Annotated in this window: 16 protein-coding genes; 5 read left to right on the top strand and 11 right to left on the bottom strand. The window is 32.6% G+C overall.

The window, feature by feature from the left end:
• Nucleotides 1-62: 62 nt before the first annotated feature.
• From ABDH49_04110 to ABDH49_04090, 5 genes are all read right to left on the bottom strand, one after another.
• Entirely contained in the window at nucleotides 63-1,358 is a 1,296-nt protein-coding gene (locus tag ABDH49_04110) for a pitrilysin family protein (protein ID MEN3046151.1), read from the bottom strand.
• Nucleotides 1,352-2,584, bottom strand: coding sequence for a pitrilysin family protein (locus ABDH49_04105; protein ID MEN3046150.1), 1,233 nt, complete (start codon nucleotides 2,582-2,584; stop codon nucleotides 1,352-1,354). The genes ABDH49_04110 and ABDH49_04105 overlap by 7 nt, the downstream gene beginning before the upstream one ends.
• A gap of 2 nt (nucleotides 2,585-2,586) precedes the next feature.
• The gene (locus ABDH49_04100) at nucleotides 2,587-3,288 is read right to left on the bottom strand and encodes a glycosyltransferase family 4 protein (protein MEN3046149.1); all 702 of its coding nucleotides are present in this window, start codon (nucleotides 3,286-3,288) and stop codon (nucleotides 2,587-2,589) included.
• Between the two features lie 407 nt (nucleotides 3,289-3,695).
• Complete coding sequence (pilQ, locus tag ABDH49_04095; protein ID MEN3046148.1) at nucleotides 3,696-5,399, bottom strand: type IV pilus secretin PilQ; 1,704 nt, start codon at nucleotides 5,397-5,399, stop codon at nucleotides 3,696-3,698.
• A gap of 14 nt (nucleotides 5,400-5,413) precedes the next feature.
• Nucleotides 5,414-6,001: a hypothetical protein gene (locus ABDH49_04090; GenBank protein ID MEN3046147.1), complete on the bottom strand. Its 588-nt coding sequence runs from the start codon at nucleotides 5,999-6,001 to the stop codon at nucleotides 5,414-5,416.
• 142 nt (nucleotides 6,002-6,143) lie between these two features.
• Between ABDH49_04090 and ABDH49_04085 the strand changes: the two genes are divergently transcribed.
• From ABDH49_04085 to ABDH49_04065, 5 genes are all read left to right on the top strand, one after another.
• A complete protein-coding gene (locus tag ABDH49_04085; GenBank protein ID MEN3046146.1) occupies nucleotides 6,144-7,118 on the top strand; it encodes an HD domain-containing protein in 975 nt (324 codons plus the stop codon).
• Nucleotides 7,111-10,074, top strand: a complete 2,964-nt coding sequence (gene secA / locus ABDH49_04080) for a preprotein translocase subunit SecA (GenBank protein ID MEN3046145.1) — start codon at nucleotides 7,111-7,113, stop codon at nucleotides 10,072-10,074. Before ABDH49_04085 ends, secA begins: the two co-directional genes overlap by 8 nt.
• A gap of 40 nt (nucleotides 10,075-10,114) precedes the next feature.
• On the top strand, nucleotides 10,115-10,606 hold the full coding sequence (locus tag ABDH49_04075; protein ID MEN3046144.1) for a BCAM0308 family protein: 492 nt from the start codon (nucleotides 10,115-10,117) through the stop codon (nucleotides 10,604-10,606).
• 90 nt (nucleotides 10,607-10,696) lie between these two features.
• Nucleotides 10,697-11,257 carry a DUF502 domain-containing protein gene (locus ABDH49_04070; protein ID MEN3046143.1) on the top strand — a complete coding sequence of 187 codons (561 nt, stop codon included), beginning with the start codon at nucleotides 10,697-10,699 and terminating at the stop codon, nucleotides 11,255-11,257.
• Nucleotides 11,232-11,978 (top strand): hemolysin family protein, encoded by a 747-nt coding sequence (locus ABDH49_04065; GenBank protein ID MEN3046142.1) that lies wholly within the window; start codon nucleotides 11,232-11,234, stop codon nucleotides 11,976-11,978. Before ABDH49_04070 ends, ABDH49_04065 begins: the two co-directional genes overlap by 26 nt.
• Here ABDH49_04065 and ABDH49_04060 read toward each other — a convergent pair whose 3' ends face one another.
• The 6 genes from ABDH49_04060 to asnS are packed head-to-tail and all read right to left on the bottom strand — an operon-like array spanning nucleotide 11,979 to nucleotide 20,472.
• A complete protein-coding gene (locus ABDH49_04060; protein ID MEN3046141.1) occupies nucleotides 11,979-12,722 on the bottom strand; it encodes an MBL fold metallo-hydrolase in 744 nt (247 codons plus the stop codon).
• 5 nt (nucleotides 12,723-12,727) lie between these two features.
• Nucleotides 12,728-14,857 (bottom strand): polysaccharide biosynthesis tyrosine autokinase, encoded by a 2,130-nt coding sequence (locus tag ABDH49_04055; protein ID MEN3046140.1) that lies wholly within the window; start codon nucleotides 14,855-14,857, stop codon nucleotides 12,728-12,730.
• Nucleotides 14,854-15,279 carry an SLBB domain-containing protein gene (locus ABDH49_04050; GenBank protein ID MEN3046139.1) on the bottom strand — a complete coding sequence of 142 codons (426 nt, stop codon included), beginning with the start codon at nucleotides 15,277-15,279 and terminating at the stop codon, nucleotides 14,854-14,856. The genes ABDH49_04055 and ABDH49_04050 overlap by 4 nt, the downstream gene beginning before the upstream one ends.
• Nucleotides 15,267-16,019, bottom strand: coding sequence for a polyprenol monophosphomannose synthase (locus tag ABDH49_04045; protein MEN3046138.1), 753 nt, complete (start codon nucleotides 16,017-16,019; stop codon nucleotides 15,267-15,269). The genes ABDH49_04050 and ABDH49_04045 overlap by 13 nt, the downstream gene beginning before the upstream one ends.
• Complete coding sequence (locus ABDH49_04040) at nucleotides 16,016-19,183, bottom strand: hypothetical protein (GenBank protein ID MEN3046137.1); 3,168 nt, start codon at nucleotides 19,181-19,183, stop codon at nucleotides 16,016-16,018. Before ABDH49_04040 ends, ABDH49_04045 begins: the two co-directional genes overlap by 4 nt.
• The gene (gene asnS / locus ABDH49_04035) at nucleotides 19,180-20,472 is read right to left on the bottom strand and encodes an asparagine--tRNA ligase (GenBank protein ID MEN3046136.1); all 1,293 of its coding nucleotides are present in this window, start codon (nucleotides 20,470-20,472) and stop codon (nucleotides 19,180-19,182) included. Before asnS ends, ABDH49_04040 begins: the two co-directional genes overlap by 4 nt.

Here is a 20,472-nt window from a genome sequence, read left to right as displayed (position 1 = left end):
AAACCCTTTCAAAGTCTTTGAAATGAGCTAAAGTTCTGGCAAGAATATTAATTTGAAATTTGTCACAGTACTTCAAAGGTATGCTGTGAAAAGATGTTTCTTAAAAAGCTAAAATCATATTCATTTGGGACTAAAATAACTCCACTTAAATTCTCATAGTCATAGAAATTTTTTATAAAAGTGTTTAAATTTTCAATTTTTGTATCTAAAATTTTCTTTAGTGTCTCGAAAACATAGGAGTGTTTAAGTCCGTATTGTAAGGCAGAAAGTAGGTGATTTGTAACTTGAGAATAGGTTTCAAGTTCTCTTGGAATATAGCCCTTATAAAATCCTTTTGCATCACTTAGTTCTCTTTTAGTTGCTCCCTTTAATTTAAACTTCTTTATTTCTTCAACAAGTTTTTTCAAAGCGTCTTTAAAGTTATTTTCGCTAGTTTGAAAGATATATGAGTAGGAGCCGATAAAAGGGTCAAGAGTGTTGAATTTAGAGTAAATAGAATAGACAAATCCAAGTTCGTTTCTTATCTTATTAAATAGCCTAGATGCAAAGGCACCACCCCCAAGAATATAATTTGAAATGATCAGATAATGAAAATTCTTATCTTTCCTTTTTATTGAAAAATGCCCAATTCTTAAAAAAACCTGATTTACCCTCTTTTTTATTATCAAGATTTTTCTCTCAGTTTTATTTTTCTTTATTTCAGGGTAATTATCTGAGAGAACTTTATAATTCTTAAACAGTTTTTCAAATTTTTTTAAGAATTTATCAAAGTTTAAATAACCTGAACCTGCAACAAATACTTTTCTTCCTAAAATTTTTTCTCTATAAAAATTTTCTATGTCACTTTTACTAATTTCTCTTATGGTGTTTACATATCCATCAACAGGGTGATATAGGGGAGTATCTTTATATAAAACTTCATAAAACTTTTTTGAAATTATAGCCTCTGGCTCATCCTCGTCCTGCAAAATCTCCGAAATAATAGCATCTTTCTCTTTATCAATCTCTACTTCATCAAAGGAAGGATAAAATAGAATATTCTCTAAAAAATCAACGATCTTTTCAAAATCTTCCGCCTTACAAAGTATTTTAAAAATTAGGAAATTTTTTGAAGTTATGATATTAAACTTAGCCCCAAGACTATCAAAAAACTCTCTTATGCTATAGGAGGAGTATAGATTGCTCCCTTTATCTATCAAATTTGACGTTAAGTAAAAGAGTCCCTCTTTACCGATCGGATCCAAATAACTACCTGTATCAAATCCAATTGCAAAAGAAACTATTGGAAGTTCTTTATTTTCAGCATAAAGAATTTTAATTTTATTTTCTAACTCAACTTTATAAACTCTTTTTAACATAGCATCAAATAGTTACAACGTTCTTTTTTTATATATTTTTTGGCGGTTTCAATTATTTCTTCAGCCTTTAAACTTTCTAACTCATCTAAGTAAGAGAAAATTTTATCAAAAATACCGTTTAGTTCAAAAACAGAAACGATTCTACCTCTTCCTGCTGTACTCTGCATTTTATATAGAAACTCAGCTGAAATTATATTTTTAACCTTAATAAGCTCACTTTCCTCTATAGAATTTTGAAAAATTTTTTCAACCTCCTTCCAAAAGATATCTATAACTTCATCAAATTCAGCATCTTTATTTAATACACAGTAAAATATAAAAAGTCCCTTGTCTACTTTCTCTTCGCAAAAAGTAGAAACTTCGTTACAGAGATTTCTTTCAAGTACAAGGGTCTTATACAATCTTGAACTTTCAATTCCTCCAAGTAAAGCAGAAAATAAGTTAAGTTTTATAAAATCAGGGTGACTAAAGGGAACTGAATGAAAGCTCATTCCCAGTATTTTAATAGAACCAAAAAGTTTTAAAACCATTTTTCTTTCAAAATTCTGCTCCGGCTCATAAAACTCCCTTCTTTCTACCCTGTCCTTTTTATCTATTTTCGAAAAATTCCTTTCAATAGACCTTATAATTTTTTTCTCATCTATTCCTCCTGATATAACGATAAAGGCATTTGAAGGAGTATAAAATTTATTATACCAATTTCTTAAATCGTTTTTAGTAATACTTAGGATATCTGGCTCAAAGCCTATAATTGGATATCGATAGGGATGTACAACATAGGAAAGAAGTAGAAAATTTTCCCAAAACTTACCATAGGGTGAATTTTCAACACTTTCCCTTCTTTCTTCAATTATAACTTTTTTCTCTGACTCAAATTCTTTGAAAGTAACGTATTCCATCCTATCAGCTTCTAGCTTTATAACTTTATATATCTCATCTTTTGGAACTGTTGAATGATAAAAGGTGAAATCTTCAGTTGTAAAGGCGTTATCAACACCTCCCATCCTTTGAATAATTCTTGAAAATTCTTCAGGTTTTAGCCTCTTTGTGCCTTTAAACATCATATGCTCAAGAAAATGTGAAATTCCCCTTTTCCCCTCGTATTCGTACTTTGAACCTACCTTGTATATCAGATAAAAACTTGTTATTTCCCTATCAAATGGCACAAGTATAACTTTTAATCCATTATCAAGGGTAAATTTTTTAACTTTAAATTTAAGTTTCATTTTTAAATCAAGGATTTTAAGAAATTATATAGCTTTTCGGCAATTACTTCATAGGTAAAATTCTCCCTTACTCTTTCAAAACCTTTTTCTATAAGATTTTTTCTTAAATTTTCATCAAGATACAGTTTTTCCATGGAAATAAAAAGATCATCTGGATCAGCTTCTTTAAATATAAGTCCTGCATCACCTATCACTTCAGGTATTGCTCCAGAACTAGATCCTATTACAGGAACTTTCGCACACATTGCTTCAACTAAAACTCTTCCAAACTGTTCTTTCCAACTTTTTGTAGTAAGTGAGGGCAAAACAAGACAATCAATACTCTTATAAACTGAATAAATTTCATCATGGGAAACATAAGGTAAAATGTAAAAATTTAATTTTTTTGATTCTAACTCCCTTCTCAAATTTTCCCTTTCTTCTCCCTCACCTACCAAAAGCAGTGTTCCCCTTTTATATTTTCGGTAAAATTTTTCAAAGGCTGCTATTAGTACATATATACCCTTTTTTTTGGTAAACCTTCCTATATACGAGAAAATTGGCCTATCCAATTTTTCAACAAGTGGATATTTTTCTGTTTTTTCAAAGTTTTTAGGATCGATTCCTAAGTAAAACCTAAAAATTTTTTTATCATATCCCCATTTTCTCAAGACTTCTTCGCCTTCTTGAGAGAGAGTGAGAGCCCCCTTAGATTTTCTGAACACATAGTTTTGAATAATCCTTATTGGTAAGGGAAATTTTTTGTTTATATTTTGAGCTGAAAAAAACACAAATGGTATGTCCTTGAAAATAGTGGCAAACTCAAAAGTTGAAGTTGAGTAACTTTCCTCTAAAAAGATAACAAAATCCGGTTTTAATTTTTTTATTAACCTAAGAGAACCTAATGATATATATTGAAGTTGAATGTTTTTAAAATAACGCCAGTTTATAGGTATTACTTCACTTTCATTTTCGACGAATTTTGCCCTTACCCTACTAATTTCACCAAGAGAACCTTTCCACTTAAAGGGAATAAAAATTTTTATCTCCCTTACATATTTTTTTAAAAAATGAAAGACCTCACGGTTTCTTTTAAGTAAGGAGGCGTGATTTAAAATAAAAAGACGATTAATTAATCAGCTATAATGTGTGGTGTTATAAAAATTACAATCTCTCTTTCTTCTACTGAAGCAGATTTACCACCAAGAAGAGTGCCAATTATTGGAATGTGCCTTAATATCGGTACACCAGCTGAAGCTCTTGATCTTTTAGCACTTACAAGTCCTCCAATCACAGCGGTTTCTCCGTTTCCGAGTAAAATTCTTGTTTCTGCCTCATTTGTAAGAATCGTAAGCTGACCTGTAGGAGTTGGTTCACCAGCTTGAGAAACCTCTGTTCTTAAATCAAGGGTAACTTGGTTCTGAGAATTAACGTGAGGAGTAACCTCAAGCTTTATACCAACATCAACAAGTCTTGTAATAGGGTTACCTCCTATATCTGTAGTAATATAAGGTATCTTAACTCCACCAACAATTCTTGCCTGTTTATTATCTGCAACTGTTATCTTGGGAGATGATATAACTCTTGCATATTCATCAGACTCAAGGGTTGCTAAGGTTGAGTAAAGATCTATCTGTGGGCCAAGATAACCTACTGTGAATTTCAAAGATGGTGCAGCTGGTAATGCAACAGTTCCAAATTTTGCATAGTCTGTTCCTTGAGGAGGAGGTGCTGTAGGACTTTCACTTGGATTTTCTCCAACGTAGACCTTTTGAGAGGGATCTCTCTGAATTATACCTGTGTATCGTGCACCCCATCTGATTCCGAGTTCTTTTAGTTTCCTTGTATTAATTTCTACAATTTTAGCCTCAATAGCAACTTGCGGAGTCCTTACATCAAGGTGTTTAATTAGCTGCTCAATCTTTTGATGAATATCCTCTACATCTGTTACTACAATTGAATTTGTATGTACATCCTTTTCTATCTTACCCCTTTCTGTTAAAAGCTTTTGAATTGACGTCGCTACCTCTTCTGGCTTTGTAAACTCAAGTCTGTAAAGTCTTGTAATTAAAGGCTTAAGTAACAGTGCTTCCTGTTCAGCCTTTCTCCTTTCTATTTCTTCTCTTTTCAATTTGTCAGGAGGAGCTATCCTTAAAACCCCATCTTCCTCTATATAAGAAAGACCAACCGTTTTTAAAACAAGATCAAGAGCTGTTCTCCAAGGTATATCACTAACCATCACTGTAACCTTCCCTTTAACATCAGTTGTATATATCACGTTTAAACCTACATATTCTGCTATACCGTTTATAACAGTTACAACATCTGCATTTTCAAGATTAAGGGAAATTCTCTGCTCTTTTGGTTCAGCTCTCTGAATGGCTACTCTCTCAAGAACTCTTTCTTCTTTTTTTTCAGTGATAAACTCAGGTTTTTCACCCTTTAGTGAATAAGCCTCCCCAATACCTCCGGTATTCACAAGATAAAAAGATATGCCATCTTTTGTCCTTACATCGTAATTTTCGTAAGACGAAGTCATATAAATAAAAATCCTAGTCAGAGGAACACGCTGAAAAGTTTCAAGAGTAATTCTTTCTACTCCACCCCTTTTAAATTCGTAGGAACCTGGTGCAACCATAACTTTGTTTGTATGTACATCTATAGCTATAACAGTAGGTGTAGGTCTAAAAACTGTATATGAGATCTCCTCTGTTACTTGTATGTTTATAACAGTATTTGATTTTTCACCAAAAATTCTAATGTCAGATAACTGACCGTAAAGCAGAGATAAATAAATAAAATTTAAAATTATTAACTTTTGTGTTAATTTGTGCATAAAAACCCCCTTTTTTATTCTTCGTCAGCAAAATCAGAAACTTCAAGAGTTAATTCCAAGTTCACAGGATCAAGTTTTTTACCTGTATAGTGTTCATGGGAATAAAAAGTATAAACGGCCTTTAAATTTAATACCTGTGGATCTCGATTATGCCATAAATTATAAAAGGGTTGATACATACGCTTAACATAAGATGGTAAAACAGGTATTGGTAAAGTAACTGTTTCATTAAGCAAAACCTCAAAAGGAAGTTTGTAAAGTAAATAAGGATATGTAGTAATAGAGACGCTGTCTCTATAGGGTGGGGAAACATCAAAGGATATCTTTTGTGGAGGAGAAGAAGAAAGATCAAAAAACTCAATTTTAAAGCTATCAACTATAAGCACAGGTTCAGTCTCTTCTAAAGTGGTGTTTACCGCCTCAAAAGTAAAACTTGCGGAAATTGTATCATAAGTGAAAACGTATATAGAATCAATTACTTTTACAACATCAATTCCCAACTTATAATTTCGTAGAGATACTCTCAAAATAAATTGCCCCTCCCTTTCTCTACAGGAAAGAAATAAGAGTAAACTGGAAACTATAATAAGAATTTTCTTCACACTACCCTCCCTTCTACAAGCAGGGTTTGAACCAGTTTCCGGCGCTTTTATTTTAAAATTTTAAAGTAAGTAATTTATTTTGTCAACTTGAAATTTATAAAAAAATGCTTTATCTTTTATTAAAGACAGACTACGAATCTAAATGAAAAAAATATATGTTAGTGATTTACAAAAATATGATGGGATTTTTGAAGATTATTTTATCCTTCACACCCTAAGAAACAACGTAGGAAGAAAGGGTGAATATATAGAGCTTGTAATTTCTGACAAAACTGGAGAATTAAAGGCTTTTTTGTTTAATCTGGATGTGGTCATAGAAGAGGGGGTTTATAAAATAAAAGGGGAAGCGGGAAGTTTTAATGAGGAAAGAAGAGTTATTATAAAGGAAGCTGAAAAAGTTGAGGATTATGATTCTATAAAAATGGAACTTCTTCCAAGCTCGGAAATTCCAAAAGAAATGTTAAAAAGAAAGATTTTAGAGGAAATAAATAACATTAAAAATGAATTTTTAAAGAAACTGCTTTTAAGAATTTTTGATGAAAAGTTCATTGAAAGTTTCGTGGAGGCACCCGCTGCCTTTAAATATCATCATGCCTACTTAGGAGGTTTAGCAGAACACACACTGAATGTCTTAAAATTAGTTAAAACCATATCAGGCTGCTATAAAGAGTTAAATACCGATTTACTTATTGCAGGGGCAATTTTACATGATATCGGAAAAGTTTTAACCTATAAGATAGGTTTTAAATTAAAAATGACGGACGAGGGAAAACTCCTTGATCATATTTACCTGGGAATGAAAAAAGTTGACGAAGAAATAGAAAAATTAAATAGGGAACTTTCATCAAATGAACTTTTTCCCACTAAATTCCCTGAGGATCTCAGATTAAACCTTTTACATCTTCTTGCATCTCACCATGGTTCAAAAAAGAAGGGTTCACTCACAGAACCAATGACTAAAGAGGCATATATTTTACACATAGCAGATTTACTTGACGCAGAGATCTATAAATTTGAGGAAGCAATAAAAATGAGCCAAGAGGGCGATAGGTGGACCCCTTTCCATAATAAATTAAAAAAATCAATCTTTTTAGGAGGTAAAAAAGAAAATGATTAGTAAAATCTTTAAAAAAATATTTGTCTCTAGGAACGAGAGGGTAATAAGGAAAATCTGGCCAATCGTCAAAAAAGTAAACGAGATCTATAATACCTACCACCATCTTAAACCAGAGGATCTAATAAAAAAGACTGAGGAATTTACGTATAGAATTAGAGATGGCGAACCTGATAGTAGCATTCTTCCTGAAGCCTTTGCCTTAGTAAAAGAGGCCTGCAGAAGACTTGTCGGGAAAAGATGGAAAATAACAGGGATTGATTACGAGTGGGATATGATTCCCTTTGATGTCCAGATAATAGGTGCAGTGGTTTTGCACCAGGGTAAAATTGCTGAAATGGCAACAGGAGAGGGAAAAACACTCGTTGCTACCATGCCACTTTACCTAAACGCAATAATAGGAAGAGCAAGAGGACTAAAGGGTGATAAAAGGTTTCTGGTGAACGGCTCTCCAAGGGGGGTAAATCACCTCGTAACAGTAAACGATTACCTGGCAAGAAGAGATAGAGAATGGATGGGCCCTGTATACGAGATGCTCGGACTTGAAGTAGGGGTAATCCAAGGCGGTATGGAGCCACACGAAAGAAAGCCTGAATATAACAAAGATATAACTTATGGAACAAATAATGAATTTGGTTTTGACTATTTAAGAGATAACATGGTGTTTAGAAAAGAAGACAAGGTGCAAAGGGGACACATATACGCCATAATCGATGAGGTAGATTCTATACTTATAGATGAAGCAAGAACACCTCTTATAATCTCTGGACCTGTGGAAAGAACGAGTAACTACTTATATAAGCAAATGAAGCCCCACGTAGAAAGAGTTGTCAAAAAACAAACTTTACTTATAAATAGTGTTTTAAATGAAGCAGAGAAGAGTTTAAAAGATGGTAACTTAGAGGAAACTGCAAGAAAGGTGCTTCTTGCCAAAAAGGGAGCTCCAAAATCAAGAAAACTCTTTAAACTTTTACAAGAACCAGATATACTTAAACTCACAGAAAAAATTGAACTTGAACTTTTAAAGGAAAAAAGGCTAAGAGAGTTTGAAAGTGAGTTATTCTACGTTATAGATGAAAAATCAAACACCGTGGATCTTACGGAAAAGGGAAGAAGGGAATTTTTGAGCGTTGATAAGGAGCTATTCACTTTACCTGACCTATCGGTTGAACTTTCCAAAATCGACAGGGACGAGGCTTTGTCTGCAAGAGAAAAATTTTACGAAAAGGAAAAAATAATAAGAGAATACTCCGAAAAGTCTGAAAAGATTCATGCGATTAAACAACTTCTTAAGGCCTATTCTCTTTTTGAAAAAGACGATGAATACGTTGTTATGGACGGTAAAGTTATTATAGTTGACGAGTTTACAGGTAGACTGATGCCTGGAAGAAGATGGTCAGATGGATTACATGAGGCAATAGAGGCTAAAGAGGGTGTTGAAATACAAAGGGAAACTCAAACTCTTGCAACTATTACCCTTCAAAATTATTTCAGAATGTATGAGAAACTTGCTGGCATGACGGGAACTGCCACAACTGAGGCTCAGGAATTCTGGGAAATATATAAGCTTGATGTCGTTTCAATACCTACAAATAAACCTGTAATAAGAGTGGATCTTCCAGATATTATTTTCAAAACTAAAAAAGAAAAATATCAGGCTGTTATAGATGAAATTAAGAAAAACTTTAAGATAGGAAGACCTGTTCTTGTAGGCACAACTTCAGTGGAGGTATCAGAGCTTCTCTCCAGAATGTTAAAAAGAGAGGGAATTCCACACCATGTGTTAAATGCTAAATATCATCAACAGGAAGCTGAAATTGTTGCAAGAGCAGGTCAAAAATACGCAGTGACAATCGCTACAAACATGGCAGGAAGAGGAACTGATATAAAACTCGGAGAAGGTGTAAGGGAGCTTGGTGGCCTTTATATAATTGGAACAGAAAAACATGAGGCAAGAAGAATCGATAGACAGTTGAGGGGTAGAGCAGGAAGACAAGGAGATCCTGGAACAACAAGATTTTTCCTCTCTCTTGAAGATGATCTCTTGAGGCTTTTTGGCTCAGATAAAGTAAAAGAGCTTATGGAAAGATTTGGAAAAAAAGACGAAGGTCCCATTGAAAGTAAACTTGTTACTAAAGCCCTTGAAACAGCACAAAAAAGGGTAGAGATGCAAAATTTTGAAATAAGAAAGAGATTATTAGAATATGATGACGTAATGAATAAACAAAGAGAAGTTATATACGGACTAAGAAATGAAATCCTTGAAGGCGAGGACATGAAGGAACTTATTTTAAATGAGTATGTTAATGATTTGGTGGAGGAATTAACTGAAAAATACCTAAAAGGTGAGTTTAAGGAGGAGTGGAACATAAATGAGCTTTTATCCGAGCTTTATTATCATTTTCTTTCAGATTTCTCAGAAATTAAAAATTATGATGAAAAGCATAAAATAAAAGAATTCATCCTGATGAAGATAAGGGAGCTGTATGAAGCAAGAGAAGAGCTTTTTGGGAAAGAGAGAATGAGGGAGCTTGAGAGGGCAGCTCTACTTTTTACGCTAGATACGGCTTGGAGAGAACACCTTTACTCTCTTGATAATTTAAGAGAAGGTATATATTTAAGGGCTTATGGACAAAAAGAACCACTTTTAGAATACAAGCAAGAGGCGTACAAGATGTTTGATGAGCTTTTAAGAAGAATAAGGAACGAAACGATTAACAGAATCTTCCACAGTAGAATTGTAGAGTCAGAAAGAAGATTAGATATAGGTAAGTTAAGAGAGTTAAGACCAGAGCTTGTGAGATCTTTAACAACTTTAAAGGAAAAAGGTGAGGAAGAAATAAAGCCTGTGGCACAAAATTTAACTTATAGAAGAGAATTTGCAAAAGTTGGGAGAAATGATCCTTGTCCGTGTGGTAGTGGGAAAAAATATAAAAAGTGTCATGGTAGAAATATTTGAAAAAGTAACTTATTTGTTATTAACGGGAAGGAGGTAAAAAATGAGGAGAACCGATAAGAGATTTACCTATAAACTTAGGGATCCGTATATGGATAAGAGCTTATACTCAGATCCTACTATATGCCCGACGTGCGGTCTTATTTACCATAAGAAAAGATGGGTGAATAATCCAGAATTATTAAAAAAAATTAAAGAGAATGAAAAAAGGGTTGAACATAAGGACTGTCCTGCTTGCAGAAAAATAAAAGATAAATATCCTCTTGGCATAGTGGAAATAAGGGGAGATTTTGTTATTAAAAAAAATGAGGAAATTCACTCACGGGTAAAACATATAGCAGCAGACGAATACATACATAATCCACTTGAAAGAATAATTGATGTAAAAGAAGAGGGAGATAAGATTACAATTGAAACAACTACAGAGCACCTTGCTGAAAAAATTGGAAAGAATATAGCTAAGACATTTAAAAAAAATATAAAAATCATTTTCTCAGAAACTGATAAATTTGTAAGAGTCTTTGTTAGTGAGTAGAAGGGGGCAAATTTAAAAATTAAAAAATACTTAATAACCGGTATCGTTGTAATTCTTCCCTTTTTTGTAACTTTATATATAATTTTGTTTTTGATAAAAATTTTAGGTACAAATATTGGGGAAATACTCGTAGACATTGGGCTAATCAAAACAAAAAATGTTTTAATCACAACATTAACAGGATTAGTTCTATCCTTTATTTTTATATATGCCATTGGTTTTTTTGTAACAACTATAATAGGTAAGAAAATACTAGATTATGGTGAAAATCTTTTAACAAAGCTCCCTTTTATTAGAAGTTTTTACTCAGCCTCTAAAAAATTAACTGATGCTATATTTTCAGAAAAGACAGCTTTTAAAAAGGTTATTCTTGTTGAATTTCCAAAAGAAGGCAACTATACGTTTGCCTTTGTTACCTCAGAGAAAAAATGGCAAATTAACGGTAAAAATTATTTGAATATATTTATTCCAACTGCACCTAACCCAACAAGCGGCTGGTATTTAATTGTCCCTGAAGATAAAATAATTTACCTTGACCTTTCTGTAGAAGATGCTCTTAAAGCTATAGTTTCTGCAGGAATAGTTTTACCTGATAATAAAAACATCTTTAACTTAATTAAGGAATATGTTCAAAATATTCAAAAGAAATAAAAAACAAAAAACACTAGAAAAAGAAAAAGTAGAAGATTTTATAGAGGGAATAAAAAGACTTTCTGAAAAAAGAATAGAAGAGGTAATGACTCCTAGGATAGATATGGTATGTATAAAACATAATGCGACTCTTAAAGAAGCACTTGAGGTGTTTAGAAAACATCCCTACTCACGAATACCTGTAATAAAAGAAGATAAAGATGAAGTAATAGGTATTCTTTTTTTTAAAGAACTACTTTTGATTGATTTCAATGAATATGAAACCAAAAAGGTCACTGAAATTATGAAGGTTCCCTTCTACTTTACGGAAAATAAGAATTCGCTTGAAGCACTAAAGGAAATGAGAAATAATAAAATTCATTTTGCACTTGTTGTTGATGAATTTGGAAGTGTAACTGGATTTGTAACCTTAGAAGATCTTGTTGAGGAAATAGTGGGTGACATAGCTAGTGAGTTTGATAGAGAACCTATTGAAAAACCTCAAAAAACTAAAGATGGATATATAATACCTGGTAGAATTTCAATAGAAGAGCTTTCAAATTTAATTGAGTTAGAAAAAGAAGATGAAGAGGAGGTTGTGACAGCAGCAGGTTATATAATTAAAAAGATAAAGAGAATTCCTTCAAAGGGTGAGAAAATTCAGATAGGGAAATATATTTTTGAAATACTTGATGCCTCTGAATCACGCATAAAGAAGATTAAAATTTCAAAAGTAAAGTAATTACAGTTCAATCTTCATATTATCATAAGCTATTAAAAAGGGAATGTTAAATTTATTGAGATAGTCTGAAATGTTTTTATAGCCATACTTTAAAAGTCTCATTCCAAAATGGTTCAAAATTAATTTTTTAGGTTTTGCAATCTCATATATATAAGGAACATCTTTTAAGCTAATGTGATATACGTCCTCTTTTGGTTCTAAAAGAACACAATTTACAACCAAATAATTTAAGCCCCTATAAAAGTTTAAAATTTTTTCTTCTGGTCGTGTATCAACAAGGTACCCAAAGGAGTAATTCTCGATAATAAAGCCGTAACATTCTACCCCCCTATGATTGTGTGGTGGTGAAGTGATAAATCTGTAATCTTTTATATGATAAACACTTTCATTCTTAATAACTACAATTTCGTTTAGATAATCTCTCAAATAGTCAAGGAGTACATGCTCTTTTAAGACTTCTTCAGGAGTGTATAGGGTTCCTCTTTTCTTTAATCCTCCCTCTGTCATCCCCTCTACTATGATGTTTAATTCGCCTGTATGATCTAAATCCTTATGTGTTATCCAAATACAGTCTATCTTATTTGGATAAATCCCATTTTTCAAAAGTGCGCTTAAAGCACCTGGTCCAGGATCTATGTGAATTAGAAAATCTTTATTACTTATCAATAAACCTCCACTTGATCTTAAACCCTGAAAAACTACTACTCTTCCCCCACCTGTTCCTAAAAAAATTACTTTACTCACACAACCTAATATTCAACGTTATATCCGTAATCTTTGTAAGGTTTATAATAGGAATAATAATAACCCCTTGTTTTAAAGGGTGAGGGGGTAACTTTATTAGCTACAAATCCTAAAATTTTTCCTCCCGATCTTAAAAGGGAAGAGACTGTATATTCGAGGGTTTCTCTTCTTGTGTGTTCAAATTGCAAAACTATAAGGGAACCATCAACCTGTGAAGCAATTACAGCTGCATCAACAAAAAGAGTCAAGGGAGGTGAGTCAATCACTATAATATCAAATCTTTTCTTTAACTCCTCTATTAAGTTTCTAAACTTTTCAGAGGAAATAAGTTCTGTTGGATTAGGAGGAATCTTGCCTGGGGGAACGTAATACAAATTCTCTAGATAAGTATCATAAATAATTTCATTAATCTCTGCTTCTCCAATTAGATACTCTGTAAGTCCCTTTTCTTTTTCTCCAAATATCTGAGGAAGACCAGGTTTTCTTAGATCACCCTCAATAATCACAGCTTTGGTATTTGTCATCTGAAAAATTATTGAAAGATTAGCAGAGACTGTGGTCTTACCCTCATTAGGTTGGCTACTTGTTACCAAAATTGATTTAACTTCTTCACCTACTTTTAAAAATTTTAGATTACTTCTTAAAGTTCTGAAACTCTCCATATATAGCGATCCCTTCTTATGAGAGATCAGTAAAGTTTTTTCCTTGGTGTTTATCCTTATAAAAGGAATGGTAGCAAGGATAGGGAAATCCGGATAAATTGTCTTAATTTCATTTACGTCCCTTATTTTTGTATCAAGATACTCAAGTAAGAAAACAAGGGAGAGAGCAAGACCAAAACCAATGACAATAGCAAATAGTAAATTCTGTCTTTTTTTAGGATAAACAGGAAACCTCGGAGGTACAGAAGGCTCTACAATAACAAAACTTGAAACTTGACCAACCTCTTGGAGTTTTGCCTCTTCATACCTTTTTTTAAGCATCATCAAAATTTCTTCATTTATATTAAAATCTCTTTGCAAAGTTAAATAAGTTATTTCTTTTTCAGGAAATTTTGAGAACTCCTTCATTAAAGACTCCTTATAGAAAAATAGAGCTTCCCTTTTTGCCTGAAGAGCTCTTAATTCTGCACTTAAAGAGACTATATTTTTTATAACCTCCGAGATCTCATTAATAGGTTCGGTAACACTAACTTCTTTAAAGGCACTCTCTTCAAGTTTTTCCTTAAGTTCTTTTTTGACTTGCCTTATTCCTTCCTCAAGTTCTCTAATTTCTTTACTATTTTCGTTAAACCCCTCAAGTAAAAGGGAAGTTTTCTGCGTTTCAAGCTTTACAATTTTTTCATAAAGAGCATTTATTATCTCTTTTGTACCACTCCCCTCACCCTCTGAAATTTTTTTCACTAAATCTTCCCTTCTTTTCTCCCAGGCTCTTAAAATCCCCTCTTTTTCTTTAATATCTACCTCTACTTCAGCAGACATCTCATCAATTAACTTCATCTTACTACTTAAGTATTCACCCTGGAGCTTAATGTCTGTTATTTTCTCTCTAATCTTGAAATTTTTAAGCGAATCCTGGATTTTCTGGAGATTAGCCTCAACCTTTGGTATCTGCTCTTCCAAAAAATTTACAACTTCTTGAGCAGATGACTTAGCTATCTCTTCAGAAGTCTTTACAAAAACATCAGCAGCAAGATTACAAAGGATAGCTGTTTCCTTAGGTAAATTACCTCTTACTTTGATATATAAGAGATTATTTTGCTCATCAAAGGTGTAGGATATTCTTGATCTTATATTAGAAACTGGATCTCCATCTTTCAAAAAAAAGGTAAAGCTCTTTTTTAAGTTCTCGTCTTCATTTATTCTATTCCAAACTTTTTCGGCAAAATTTAAAGTATTTAAAATATAAATCTGATTTTTTATTGGATTCTGATAGGTTCCTAAATTAAGAGGGTTAGTCTCTTGAGTTCTAACAATTAATACAGATTTTGCTTCGTAAACAGGCTTTGTTGCAAAGGTAAAAATCATTGTAACCACTGGTACTCCTAAGAAAAACAAAAGAAAAACCCATTTCCTCTTCCATAGCGCATCAAGGTATTTTCTAACATCAATAGGGGTATAGGTTTCCGGCGTCATTTCTGTGCCTTAACAAAAGTGTATATAAGTATTACCTGTGCCAATAAAGTGATAGTACTTTGTAAAAAATTTATAAAATCTCTAAATTTAGTAGAAGTATTCATGGGAACAATAATCACATCTCCAGGCTCAACATAGATCTTATTTGCCTCAAAAATTTTCTCTACGTTAACAGTCCTATTTTCTCCATTTCTTATTATTCTAACTTTTTTAAGATCAGCACTGGGAAGAGGTCCACCTGCAAGAGAAATAAGCTTAACCAAATCTGTCCTTAAAGGAACTTGATAAAGACCGGGTTTGGCGATGTGTCCCCATAATTGCACCTCTATCAATACCTTATCTTCTGTAGGAAAAACATAATACTCGGGTACATAGGGTGATGGACCAGAAATAATCTGTGCTAAAAAAACTAAAAAAAACATAATTTTTTATTATATTTTTTATTATATAATCTTTTGAAAAATCTTTTCAAAAAAAGCTTAATAACAAGAAAAAAAGCTTCTACTATAATTCTTTTAGACATCTTAGATTTTCCTTTTCTCCTTTCTATAAAAACAATTGGAATTTCATGTATTTTGTATCCTAAAAAATAAGGATAAAATACTGTCTCTATTTGAAAACCGTATCCGCCAGATGAAACTTCTTTCCAAGGGATATTGACAACAACCTCTCTTTTAAAAGCTTTATAACCAGAGGTTAGATCTTTTATTTTCACTCCTGTTAAAATTCTTGCATACAAATTTGCAAAATACGAAAGAAGTAGTCTTTTTATAGGCCAATTTATAACTCTGACACCATTTACATATCTAGAGCCTACAACAACATCATAGCCTTCGTTAATTTTCTTTATAAAATTTGGTATTTCTGAAGGATCATGTGAAAAGTCAGCATCAAGATGAATTATAATATCATAATCTCTCTCAATTGCCCACCTAAAACCATCTCTATAGGCATAACCAAGACCTTCTTTCTTTTTTCTTAAAAGTAAATTAAGTTTACTGTACTTTTTAGTCAAATCTTGAACCACCTCCCATGTCCTATCTGGGGAATTATCATCAACTACTAAAATATCAAGATCAATTCCAAGAGAAAAAATTTTATTTATTAACTCAAAAATATTTTCCCTTTCGTTAAATGTCGGAATAATCACAAGAATCTTCACTTTTCTACAAAAAATTTAAAAATACCGCTATTTTGCCCTAAATTCCATCTTAAGATATATGGGCCAGGAGTTAAAAAGGAAAAATCGTAAGGAATATCCCTTTCTATATTTGTATCGTTTATGTAAATTTTTGAGTCTTTAATTTTATGTCCTGAAAAAGTGTAAAAACTCAAATTTAGTTCACCACGCTCCTTCGCAAAAATTCTTATATATCCGCTTTTGTTTTTTATTACTGAGGGGTAGATAATAAGATAAACTTTTTTATCGTAATTTTTATACTCAAGTCTTTTATCAAATAGGAAGTTTCTTTCAAAATTCACTCCGTAAGTAAAATAAAGGGGAGTGACGTTAAAACTTAAGACTTTGATCTCACCAGTCCCTAACAAAAGATATAAGTCACCATTTTCGTCAAAAGCCATATCTTTAAGACCAAAACTTGAAACAGCTATATTAAGTTCTTCATTCTGTTTTAACGAATTTAAACGATTTTTCTCTAAATAGATAAAATCGGTCTCAGTTGACAAAATTGAACTATAATTTGAATTTTCTGGAGTATTCAAAACTTTTAGAGGAAAACCACTATTTAGTGCAAGCAAGTAGTTAAAAGAATATACATTATTTGCTGTTTTAAAAACAAAATCGGGGAGACCGTTACCGTCAGAATCAAAGATACAAGGAAAGCTTTTAATTTCATCCTCTACTTTTCTCTCATAAAATTCATTTTCTAAATAGTCAAAATAAAAGATGATGTCTTTCCCTCTAATACCCATTATTTCTTTGAAACCATCACCGTCGTAATCAGCAACTATTGAAGGCAAACTCGTTATATCATAAAGTGGACTAAAAACTTCACCAACTTTATTTAAAGTATAATCAAAAACTCTAAGAATCCCTTCAGTCCCAGTAAAGTAAATAATATTTGGATTTTCTGAAATTGAAACACCATATAAAGACTTTGAACCAGCATACTCTCTTTTAATAACACTATCTAACTTTTTTCCACTTAATAAGTATAAAAAATAATCCTCACCCACTAAAAAGATCTCCTTTATGTTGTCTTTATCTACATCATAAACTGCTGGAACAGAGGAAAATAAAGGTAAATTTTTATAAGTTATAGTGTCAAAACTTTGATTAAGTTTTATTCGACTTAACTTTCTATCTTTTAAATAAAGTATATCATAAACTGAATCATTGTCGATATCTGTGAGAGCAAAGGGCTTTTCAATTATAGGTTTTAAATAAATTTCTTTTAAAAGATTTGAGAAAGTATCAAATATAAAAAAGGCGGAATAATAATTATTTAAGCCATCAGTAAAATACACTGTATCCCCATCAAAATTCAAAAAGCCTCCTATTAACGAAACTATAAACTTCCCCTTTCTTGCCACAAAACCATGTAAGGGCCTTGTATACTGGGGCAAATAGTTTCTTATGTGTAGCTTTAAAAAACTATTTTTTAAATTAAATTCAACCTTACGTTTTCTTCTTTCACCAATCTCAATTACTTCAATAAAGGTATTTCCACCTGATTTTGCTTTTGACGACGGAAAAGTTTTATAGGAAAACTCATCTTTATAACCTTTAAAAAATAAATCAAATTCACTTCCGTAGAAAGTTTCAGGAGACTCTGTCCATTTATCAAAATCTTGAACACCATCCGCTTCTACAACGTCAACTCCCTTATAAGGCGGATAAGAGTTTACCTCATGATAATGCTCAATTATAGTTTTTTCATCAATATGCCAAATAAGAAGCCCTGAACCCGGTAAAAGGTAGTCCCAATTCCCATTTGGAGAAACTAAAGTTCCATTTTTGAAAAAACCCTTAATTTGATTATCTGAAAATAAAAACTCATTTCTGTATTCTATAAGATAATACTCATAGTCATCAATAGGTATAAAAATTATCTTTGGAAATCTGATTGAATCAGGTAAAAAGTTAATCGTATCAGTGGAAACTTCAGTAGCCTCATAAATTTTAAATTTTCTTTTTTCTAAGTTAGGTACAAAAGTGTCAACCATGCCGCTATAAATTGGAAAACCCCACAACGGCACAATAGGAATCTTAGACCACTCCTCTGGAACAAAAAATCTCTGAGGTATTACTTGGACAATGTAATCAATCCACATTCTCATCCATGCAGAAGGGAAAGAGGGGATAACACCAAAAACTGATTGGTACTCACCGTTTAGATTTTTTGAAAGGGCCTCGTTCCATCCTCCTGTTCCCATAATACAAAAGGAACCAACTCCAGAGGATAATCCATTGACACCGTATAAATCTGTAGCATAGAAGCCATCATGGAAAAACTCATGAAAGAGAAGCCCTTGAAGTTCTACCTCTAAACCATCCTGAGAAGGTTGCTCTGGAAGAATTATTCCTGAGGTAACAGTATCTCTACCTCCATTAAGAATTATGTAATTTTCTTTAGTATAGTAATAAATTGCACCTTGCGGTATAGTTACAGTTGCTATATCATATGGAGTATCCCCTAAGTCACTTTGCCAAGTTGAACCGGCGTGAAAAATTATATATACATCTTTTTTTCCCTCTTTATAATCTTTAATCCCATTATTGTCAATGTCCATAAAACTTATGCTTTCATCTAAATCTGCAAGATGCATAGCATCAACAAAGAGTCTGATGAGCCCCTCTTCAAAATAAATTGGATTACCATAATATCTTATTGGATAAGGTAAAATATAGAAAGAATCGTTTTTATCTGGTTTAACTACAAATTTTTCAAGTTTAATTTTTCCGTATCCAACTGAAGATAGATATGCCTTAAGTGATTCAAGGTAAGTTTCAAAAAACTTTTTATCATGGGGAGGCTCAGAAAAAAAGGGCACTGAGTCAGGGTTACCCCTTTTAGAAAAATCAAACCAACCATTTCCAGTTGTATAGGGATCGTCTGGCTCCTCTTTTTGAAAACCAACTCTGATCGCAAGAATATTGAACTTAACTGTATCTTGGGTCTTTTTTAAATCTAACTCAACTTTTTTATTTTTAAAAGGCATGTAATTATCTTTTACTGCAGAGTACGGGAAAAACTTTAAAAATTTTCTTTCAACAATTTCAACTTTTCTTTGAAAATTAAGGATTTTTTTATCAAAGTGTCCTGGTTTTATAAGAGCCTGAATAATTATTAAAAAAAGTATCAAGGATAGATTTTTTCGAGTAAACGAGGAAAAGGTATTGCTTCTCTTATATGCTCGAGTCCACAGACCCAACTAACTGTTCTTTCAAGACCAAGTCCAAAGCCAGAATGGGGAACAGAACCATATTTTCTTAGTTCTAAATACCACCTATAGTATTCAATTGGCATATTTTCCTCTTCCATTCTCTTTAAAAGGGCATCGTAGTCATCCTCTCTTTGACTACCTCCTATTATTTCGCCATAACCTTCTGGTGCCAAAACATCCATACATAAAACTGTTTCACTATTTTGTGGATCAGGTTTCATATAGAAAGCCTTTACTTTTTTAGGATATCTCGTTATTACAAGTGGTTTCTCATAAAGTGTCGAAAGGAAGTATTCATGGGGAGCTCCAAAATCCTCTCCCCACTCAAATTTGGGAAATTTCTCTTTTAATTTATTAACTGCCTCAGTATAAGTTATTTTTGGGAAAGGTGGAGACACCTTTTCAAGCAGTGTAGTGTCTCTCTCGAGCAGTTTAAGTTCCTCTCTTTTTTTGTCTAAGACTCTTGCGACAATGTAAGTTACAAATCTTTCAGAAAGTTCAATTATATCATCAAGTTCAGCATAGGCAATCTCAGGTTCAACCATCCAAAACTCCATTAGGTGTCTCTTAGTTTTGCTTTTTTCGGCTCTAAAGGTAGGGCCAAAGCAATAGACCTTTTTGTGAGCCATACAGGCTGCTTCCATATAAAGTTGCCCTGATTGAGAAAGATAGGCCTTTTCTCCAAAATAGTCTGTTTCAAAAAGGGTTGTAGTTCCCTCACAGGCAGAAGGCGTTAAAATAGGGGCATCTATCAACACGAAACCTTCGTTATCAAAAAAATCTCTTATTGCTCTTATTATTTCATGCCTTACTCTCATTATAGCCCATTGTTTCTTTGATCTTAACCATAGGTGTCTATGTGGTAAGAGAAATCCAACGCTGTGTTCCTTTTTTTGTATTGGATAGTCATGAGATTTCTGAACTAGTTTTATATCTTTCACAGAGATTTCGTAGCGATAGGGAGACCTCTCATCTTCCCTTATAATTCCACTTACAATAATTGAGGATTCTTGTGTTAGTTCATCATAAATTCTGAATACTCTCTCTTCAACTTCGTTTTTTTCAACGATACCCTGGATGAAGCCTGTCCCATCCCTTATTATGAGAAAATGAATTTTCCCCTTAGATCTTTTGTTATATAGCCAGCCCTTTATACTTACCAGTTTACCTAAATATTTACCGGCACTAGCTATGTCTATAAATTCCAT

The sequence above is a fragment of the Candidatus Hydrothermales bacterium genome, assembly GCA_039630235.1.
Lineage (GTDB): Bacteria > Hydrothermota > Hydrothermia > Hydrothermales > JAJRUZ01 > JBCNVI01.
Note: the sequence above shows the minus strand (reverse complement) of the source record. Positions and strands in the feature narration are given on the sequence as shown.

Bases quoted from the DNA above. Each gene is read 5' to 3' on its own strand.
- pilQ (MEN3046148.1), bottom strand. From the start codon at position 5,399: ATGCACAAATTAACACAAAAGTTAATAATTTTAAATTTTATTTATTTA.
- secA (MEN3046145.1), top strand. From the start codon at position 7,111: ATGATTAGTAAAATCTTTAAAAAAATATTTGTCTCTAGGAACGAGAGG.
- ABDH49_04105 (MEN3046150.1), bottom strand. From the start codon at position 2,584: ATGAAACTTAAATTTAAAGTTAAAAAATTTACCCTTGATAATGGATTA.
- ABDH49_04075 (MEN3046144.1), top strand. From the start codon at position 10,115: ATGAGGAGAACCGATAAGAGATTTACCTATAAACTTAGGGATCCGTAT.
- ABDH49_04055 (MEN3046140.1), bottom strand. From the start codon at position 14,857: ATGACGCCGGAAACCTATACCCCTATTGATGTTAGAAAATACCTTGAT.
- ABDH49_04050 (MEN3046139.1), bottom strand. From the start codon at position 15,279: ATGTTTTTTTTAGTTTTTTTAGCACAGATTATTTCTGGTCCATCACCC.
- asnS (MEN3046136.1), bottom strand. From the start codon at position 20,472: ATGGAATTTATAGACATAGCTAGTGCCGGTAAATATTTAGGTAAACTG.
- ABDH49_04110 (MEN3046151.1), bottom strand. From the start codon at position 1,358: ATGTTAAAAAGAGTTTATAAAGTTGAGTTAGAAAATAAAATTAAAATT.
- ABDH49_04065 (MEN3046142.1), top strand. From the start codon at position 11,232: ATGTTCAAAATATTCAAAAGAAATAAAAAACAAAAAACACTAGAAAAA.
- ABDH49_04085 (MEN3046146.1), top strand. From the start codon at position 6,144: ATGAAAAAAATATATGTTAGTGATTTACAAAAATATGATGGGATTTTT.